We start from the raw sequence: 7,223 nt of genomic DNA on the forward strand, positions 1-7,223 counted from the left end.
TGGATTTCCTTGGTTTGGATAAATAGTCGGAAAGTTTGACGGCTTTGCAGACCGTCGCTGATCGGGAATGTATAGTGGATTAAATTTAAACCAGTACGGCGTTGCCTCGCCTTGCCGTACTATCTGTACTGTCTGCGGCTTCGTCGCCTTGTCCTGATTTAAATTTAATCCACTATAGTAATATTCCGAATGGGTTTTATAAATTTCGTTGGAAAAATAAAACGTTGTCGGTATTTTGACGGGTTTGCCGCAAAGGTGGTTTGATTCACCGCAAGATAATTTTGTTTTTTTCCTACAAAATATTGCTTGAAATTGCAAGATAATGAAACAAAACTAGAATTTTCGGGCAAAAAACGGCGGTACTTTTCAGTACCGCCAAAGCTGCTTTGGTAATTGAAGGGGTTATCGGCTTGCGCAACGGAAGCCCAAGTTGTGCAAGACATATTTGGATTGCAGGCTGGTGCGGATGCCGTAGCGGAGGAAGGCGGCATAGTTGGACGAGTCGCTCGACCCGATAGACGCGCCGCTGCAAAACATTTGCGCGTTGGCATTGCCGGAAGAAAGCAGGCTGCTGTTGAAATCTTCCGTCCATTCCCAAATCAGACCGTGCATATCATAAACGCCCCAGTAGTTCGGGCGGCCTTTGCCGACATCGTGCAGGCCTTTCCGTCCGCCGTCGGCATACCAATCGAGAATAGTGCGGTTGTAGCCGGGTTCGTTTGAGCCGTTTTTCTGCGTGGCGGAAGCAAGTCCGGCAAATTCCCATTCGTCAATAGTCGGTAGGCGTTTGCCTTGTGCGGCGCAATAGGCGTTGGCAGCAAACCAGGAAACATTGGTTACCGGTTGTTTTAATTCGCCCGCCTTCGGCGCATAGCTGCGGCTGCCGTTTTTCATCCAATGCTTCAGGTAAGCGGGTTCTGCCTGTTTGGAACCGATCCTGCCTTTTTGCCATTGGGGGTGGCTGTTGACAAATTCGGCAAACTCGGCATTGGTAACGGGATATTTATCCAGTTTGAACGGTTTGACTTTAATCAGACCGGTATCTTTTTTCAGATAAAGCGGGCGGTAGCTGCCGCCTTCGATTTGAACCATTTCGGCAGCTGCCGCTTGAGTGCCGGCGAGTGCCGCACAGAGAAAGAGTAACCGGGCAAACTTCATATCATGCCTCCTGACAGGCAGTTAAAATTGATTTTTCAGACGGCATTTTAAACAAAAAGCCGCGAATGCCGTCTGAAGAATCAATCTTCCGAAAGGAAAGATTGGTTGTTAAAAAACCACTGCCGTGCGTAATGAAGTACGGCGGCAGTGGTTTGCCCTGCTAATGACGGGTATCCGATTTAATAAACGCTTTTTTCGGATGCAGAGGCTGCCGGGGCAGAAGCAGCCGGTGCGGAAGTAGCAGGGGCAGAAGCCGCGCCGCTGCCGGCGTAAGCGGTATCACTCAATTTTTGAGTCATGATTTCAGGGTTTTCCGCACCCTCTACTTTCAATTGCCCCAACGCGCCTTTGTTGAATGCGCGGAAGATGGAGTGGTCGACCAAAGTGTAGCTGCCTGGGATGTCGACTTTGAATTCGACGATGGCAGAACCGCCGGCAGGAACGATGGTGCTTTGTACGTTTTCGTTGATCAGTTTGCCGCCTTCAACATAAACTTTGTCGAAGATTTCGCCGATGACGTGGAAGGAAGACACCAAGTTCGGACCGCCGTTACCGACGTACATACGCACGGTTTCGCCTGCTTTGGCTTTCAGCGCGTTATCGCCGGCGATAGAACCTACATGACCGTTGAATACGACGTATTCAGGCTGTTCGGCAACGGCTTTGTCCATATCGAACGGTTGCAGGCCTTGAGCGCCTTTTTTGCCTTTGGTGTAGAAGTCGCCTTGGACGATGTAGAACTCTTTATCCACTTTCGGCAGGCCTTCTTTAGGCTCGACCAAAATCAGACCGTACATACCGTTGGCGATGTGCATACCGACCGGCGCAACGGCGCAGTGGTAGATGTACAGACCCGGTTGCAGGGCTTTGAAGCTGAATGTGGAAGTGCGACCCGGGGCGGTAAAGGTTGCGGCTGCACCGCCGCCCTGACCGGTTGCGGCGTGGAAGTCGACGTTATGGGGAACGGTAGAAGACGGGTTGTTGGAGAATTCGACTTCAACCGTATCGCCTTCGCGTACGCGGATCATACGACCCGGAACGTCGCCGTCAAATGTCCAGTAGCGGTATTCCACCCCGTCGTCCATTTTCATGGTTTTTTCGACGGTTTCCATTTTTACGCGTACTTTGGCAGGATAGTCGCGGTCGATTGCGGGAGGTACTTCAGGAGCGTGGGTGGTAACTGCATCGATGACGGGCAGTTCGCCTGCAGGCGTTTCGGCGGCAGCTTGTGCGGCGGAACTTGCGGCTTCTGCGGAAGCGGCAGGGGTTTCGGCAGGGGCTTGAGCAGCTTGTTCGCCACCGCAGGCGGCTAAAGCAAACATAGAAGCGATAATTGCAGCTAAGGCTTGGCGTTTCATGATGTTTTCCTTTTGTAAGAAAAGTAAATTGTCCTGAAAGGATTGGTTAAGAACTGATGTGATTATGCGGTTGCTTACCTATGTATATTTTGATTTAGGTCAAGTAATTCAATAAATATGAACTTAAAATGACACTTCTAATACTTTATAACTACTAAAAATTACAATGAATAGACTGATTTGCTAGGGGCTTCGGCAGAGCAGGCAAAGGCAGGGTAATTTCCGAGTAAAGAATAATGATAGTTATTATCATATATGTATTTGTTTTATATGTGAGTTTGTTTGAACAAATGTTTATTTGCGCGGTAAACCGTGCTACAATCTTTAACATTCATATTCTGTGAATTTTAAACAACTGCTTTATTAAAAGGAGCTCTCAAAATGGGACAGTACAAGAAGCTGTGGTACTTGCTGTTTGCCGTTCTGGCGGTATGCTTTACCATTCTTGGCTATATGGGCAGCGAGGTTTATAAGAAAGCCCCGCCTTACCCCGAACAGGTCGTTTCCGCATCAGGCAAAGTGCTGATGACGAAAGACGATATTTTGGCAGGTCAGTCTGCGTGGCAGAGTACCGGCGGTATGGAAGTCGGTTCGATTCTGGGTCACGGCGCATATCAGGCTCCGGACTGGACGGCCGACTGGCTGCATCGTGAGTTGTCCGCCTGGTTGGATTTGACCGCGCAACAGACTTACGGCAAAAAATTCGATGAAGTTTCCCCTGAAGAACAAGCCGTTCTGAAAACCCGACTGGCTGACGAATACCGCAACCAAAGCCGTGTGAAGGAAGACGGTTCTGTAGTCATCAGCGATACGCGCGTGAAAGCCATCGAAAGCATCCTGCCTTATTATCACGGCGTTTACGGCGACGATCCCAAGTTGCAAACCACCCGCGAACACTTTGCAATGAAAAACAACACATTGCCAAGCCAAGAAGCGCGTGAAAAACTGTTCGACTTTTTCTTCTGGACTTCTTGGTCTGCTTCGACCAACCGTCCTGACGAGACGTTCACTTATACCAACAACTGGCCGCACGAGCCTTTGATCAACAATGTACCGACTACTGAAAACTACATGTGGTCGTTTACCAGTGTTGTACTGCTCTTGATGGGCATCGGTTTGTTGATGTGGGGTTATTCCTTCCTGACCAAACACGAGGAAGTGGAAGTGCCGTCTGAAGACCCGATTTCCAAAATCCAACTGACCCCTTCGCAAAAAGCATTGGGCAAATACGTCTTCCTGACAGTTGCCCTGTTTGTGGTACAAGTATTGCTGGGCGGTCTGACCGCGCACTACACCGTCGAAGGTCAAGGTTTCTACGGCATCGATGAGGCGTTGGGCTTTGAAATGTCCGACTGGTTTCCCTATGCCCTGACCCGTACTTGGCACATCCAATCCGCCATCTTCTGGATTGCAACCGGCTTTTTGACGGCAGGTTTGTTCCTCGCGCCGATTGTCAACGGCGGCAAAGATCCCAAGTTCCAACGTGCAGGCGTGAACTTCCTCTATATCGCCCTCTTCATCGTGGTCGGCGGTTCTTACGCGGGCAACTTCTTCGCGTTGACGCACATCCTTCCCCCCGAATTGAATTTCTGGTTCGGACACCAAGGTTACGAATACCTCGATTTGGGACGTTTCTGGCAACTCCTGCTGATGGTCGGCCTGCTGTTGTGGCTGTTCCTGATGTTGCGCTGCACGGTTTCCGCCTTCAAAGAAAAAGGCGTAGACAAAAACCTGCTGGCAATCTTTGTCGCTTCTATGGTCGGTGTGGGCGTATTCTACGCACCGGGTCTGTTCTATGGCGAAAAATCCCCGATTGCCGTAATGGAATACTGGCGTTGGTGGGTGGTTCACCTGTGGGTGGAAGGCTTCTTTGAAGTATTTGCCACTGCCGCTTTTGCCTTTGTCTTCTACAATATGGGCTTTGTCCGCCGCAGTACCGCTACTGCCTCCACTTTGGCCGCTGCCGCCATCTTTATGTTGGGCGGCGTTCCCGGTACGCTGCACCACCTGTACTTCTCCGGCTCTACCTCCGCCTCTATGGCAATCGGTGCCTGCTTCTCCGCTTTGGAAGTTGTGCCGCTGGTGTTGCTGGGCCGTGAAGCATACGAGCATTGGTCTTACCAACACCTGTCCGATTGGGCAAAACGCCTGCGTTGGCCGCTGATGTGCTTCGTGGCAGTCGCCTTTTGGAATATGATCGGTGCCGGTGTATTCGGCTTCCTGATCAATCCGCCGATTTCCCTGTTCTATATCCAAGGTTTGAACACTTCCGCCGTTCACGCGCACGCCGCCTTGTTCGGTGTGTACGGTTTCTTGGCTCTGGGCTTCGTATTGCTGGTTGCCCGTTATTTGAAACCGAACGTGCAGTTTGACGACAAGCTGATGACTTGGGGCTTCTGGTTGCTCAATGGCGGTTTGGTCGGCATGATTGTTATCAGCCTGCTGCCTGTCGGTGCTATTCAAGCATATGCCTCTATTACTCACGGTTTGTGGTATGCACGTAGTGAAGAATTCCTGCAAATGGAAATCCTCGATACCTTGCGTTGGGTACGTACGGCAGCTGACTTGATCTTCATTGGCGGTGCAGTATGCGTTGCTATTCAAGCTACTAAAATTGTATTCAGCCGAGACAAATAAGTTTTAGCCTGAAAATTGAAACCGCACCTGCCATCAGGTGCGGTTTTTTTACAGGGAAATGCCGTCTGAAGGCTTCAGACGGCATTTGTCCGTTTGCGGGTTTATTCCGAAATATCGGCAACACCGCTTTCGGGGAAGATAGGCAAATCCGGCGGCGGGAGCAGGGTATCCAAAGTCAGGGCGGACGCATCGAGTGTCGGATAGCCTTCAAACGCGACCAAATAACCGCCGTTTCCGTTCATACGGATTCGGGCGTTCGCGCCCAAGGGGAAAGTGATTTTGTCGCTGATGTGTCCGAAGGGGAATCCTGTCAGCACGGGGATTTTCGCCGTGCGCGAAATATGCTTGGCAACGGCGGAAAAATCATAAGACGGATCGTACACGTCGCGGATATTGCCCATACGGAAATTGCCGAACACGATGGCGCGCTGTTTCTTCAAAATACCCGAAAGATACAGCGTATTGAGCATACGTTCGATGCGGTAGGGCTGTTCGCCGACATCTTCGAGGAACAAAATGCCGCCGTCGATGTCGGGCATATAAGGCGTACCGGCGAGCGAGGCGAGGACGCTTAAGTTGCCGCCCCACAACGTGCCTTCGGTTTCGACATCGGCGCGTTGGATATAAGGAACATCAACGGTCAGGCGGTTTTGGGTTGCCCCCTTGATAAAGGCATCCATCGTAAACGCACCGGGGGTGGGTTTGCCAAAATCGCTATAAGCCATCGGACCGGCAAAACTCATCATATTGCCTTTTGCCAAGAGTGCAAGCTGGACGGCGCAAACATCGCTGAAGCCGAAAAACAGCGTACCGCGTTCGCGCATTCTTGCACCGAGTGAGGCAAAATCGATATGCGGCAGAATCCGCGCCGCACCGTAACCGCCGCGCAAGCCCATCAGCACTTTAGGCGTGGCGACGTGGCCGGAGGCGACCTCTTGGAAATCTGCCGCGCGTTGCGTGTCCGTGCCGGCAAACCGTTGGAAACGGCGGCTGCCCGCCTGTTGGTTGGTTACGGTAAAACCGGCATTGTAAAGGCGGGTCAATGCAGTATTGACGCGGTTGATGTCTTCGGCAAAGCCTGAGGAGGCGACAATACGCAGAAGATTGTCGGCAGAGTTGGAATGGCGTGGTGGTTTGGGGTACACGGTTCGGGCTTTCGCAACAGGATGAGAGGGCGCGGATGGGGCATTGTTTGAAGCAGGCGCAGTACCGCAAGCCTGAAGCAGCCCCGCGCCTGCGGCGGCGGTGCAGGTTTTCAGAAAACGGCGGCGGGAGGTCGGTTCGGTCATAATTTCCCTTTCATACGGTTTCAGACGGCATTGGCGGGCTTAAAGCAGCTTTTTAAGCTGTTCCGTCCAATCTTGCGGCAGGGTCATACCGTGTTTCCGGACGGGGTTTGCCCAAATCGGCGCAGGGAAAGACGCATCGTTTTCAAAACGGGCGATAATATGCCAGTGCAGGTGCGGCACGACATTGCCCAAGCTGGCGAGGTTGATTTTTGCTGGCCGGAACACTTGGCGCATAGCGGCTTCGACTTTGTACACCATTTCCATCAATTCGCCGCGTTCCGCTGCCGAAAGGTCGGTCATTTCGGCAATATGCTTACGCCAAATGACGCGGCAGAATGCAGGCGAACCGCTGTCGTTATGGACGGCGATGACGCGCAGCTTGGGGGTTTGCAGCAAAACGTCTTCATTTTGCGCCGTGCAGATGGGGCAGGGTTGGGCGGTCATTTTTCCTTATTCCTGAAAGTGTTTAAAAAACGGTAGGGTAATTTTTAATATTTCAATTTGTCTGTCCGCATTGCCGTTAATTGTACCACTTCATCGTGTTTCCTTTTCGGTTGAAACCCCGCCCTTTAGGGCGGCAGGATCAGACTTTATTCGGGAGGGGCGTAACCCCTTCCAAATCAGGACGATACATAGGGTGGTGCTTTATGTGTCGTCTTGTGTGTTGAAACATATCGGACGCGTTTGAACAGTTGTGCGGCAAACTGTTTTAGCGGCAGGCAAGAGATGCCGTCTGAAACCTCGTCATTCCTCTGCTGTCCGCAACTTTTCGTCATTCCCG

At 51.5% G+C, this 7,223-nt stretch carries 5 protein-coding genes and 1 pseudogene; 1 reads left to right on the forward strand and 5 read right to left on the reverse strand.

All coding sequences use genetic code 11. The features are described from left to right. Positions 1–57: 57 nt before the first annotated feature. The 3 genes and pseudogenes from KEM39_RS07020 to nirK all read right to left on the reverse strand — a co-directional run. Positions 58–189 (reverse strand): annotated as a pseudogene (locus tag KEM39_RS07020) (IS5/IS1182 family transposase); the annotation flags it as partial. Between the two features lie 213 nt (positions 190–402). Further along, positions 403–1,158, reverse strand: a complete 756-nt coding sequence (locus KEM39_RS07025) for a formylglycine-generating enzyme family protein (RefSeq protein WP_025459468.1) — start codon at positions 1,156–1,158, stop codon at positions 403–405. 179 nt (positions 1,159–1,337) lie between these two features. Further along, on the reverse strand, positions 1,338–2,516 hold the full coding sequence (nirK, locus tag KEM39_RS07030; RefSeq protein WP_118997931.1) for a copper-containing nitrite reductase: 1,179 nt from the start codon (positions 2,514–2,516) through the stop codon (positions 1,338–1,340). A gap of 381 nt (positions 2,517–2,897) precedes the next feature. On the opposite strand from nirK, the gene KEM39_RS07035 reads away from it, so the two are divergent. Beyond that, complete coding sequence (locus tag KEM39_RS07035; RefSeq protein ID WP_211709762.1) at positions 2,898–5,153, forward strand: nitric-oxide reductase large subunit; 2,256 nt, start codon at positions 2,898–2,900, stop codon at positions 5,151–5,153. 101 nt (positions 5,154–5,254) lie between these two features. On the opposite strand, the gene KEM39_RS07040 is transcribed toward KEM39_RS07035, so the two are convergent. Both KEM39_RS07040 and KEM39_RS07045 read right to left on the reverse strand, forming a co-directional pair. Next, complete coding sequence (locus KEM39_RS07040) at positions 5,255–6,442, reverse strand: LD-carboxypeptidase (RefSeq protein WP_118997933.1); 1,188 nt, start codon at positions 6,440–6,442, stop codon at positions 5,255–5,257. 39 nt (positions 6,443–6,481) lie between these two features. Next, a complete protein-coding gene (locus KEM39_RS07045; RefSeq protein WP_002246328.1) occupies positions 6,482–6,886 on the reverse strand; it encodes an HIT family protein in 405 nt (134 codons plus the stop codon). Positions 6,887–7,223 lie beyond the last annotated feature (337 nt).

It is taken from the genome of Neisseria sp. Marseille-Q1983, assembly GCF_018224585.1.
Taxonomy (GTDB): domain Bacteria; phylum Pseudomonadota; class Gammaproteobacteria; order Burkholderiales; family Neisseriaceae; genus Neisseria; species Neisseria polysaccharea.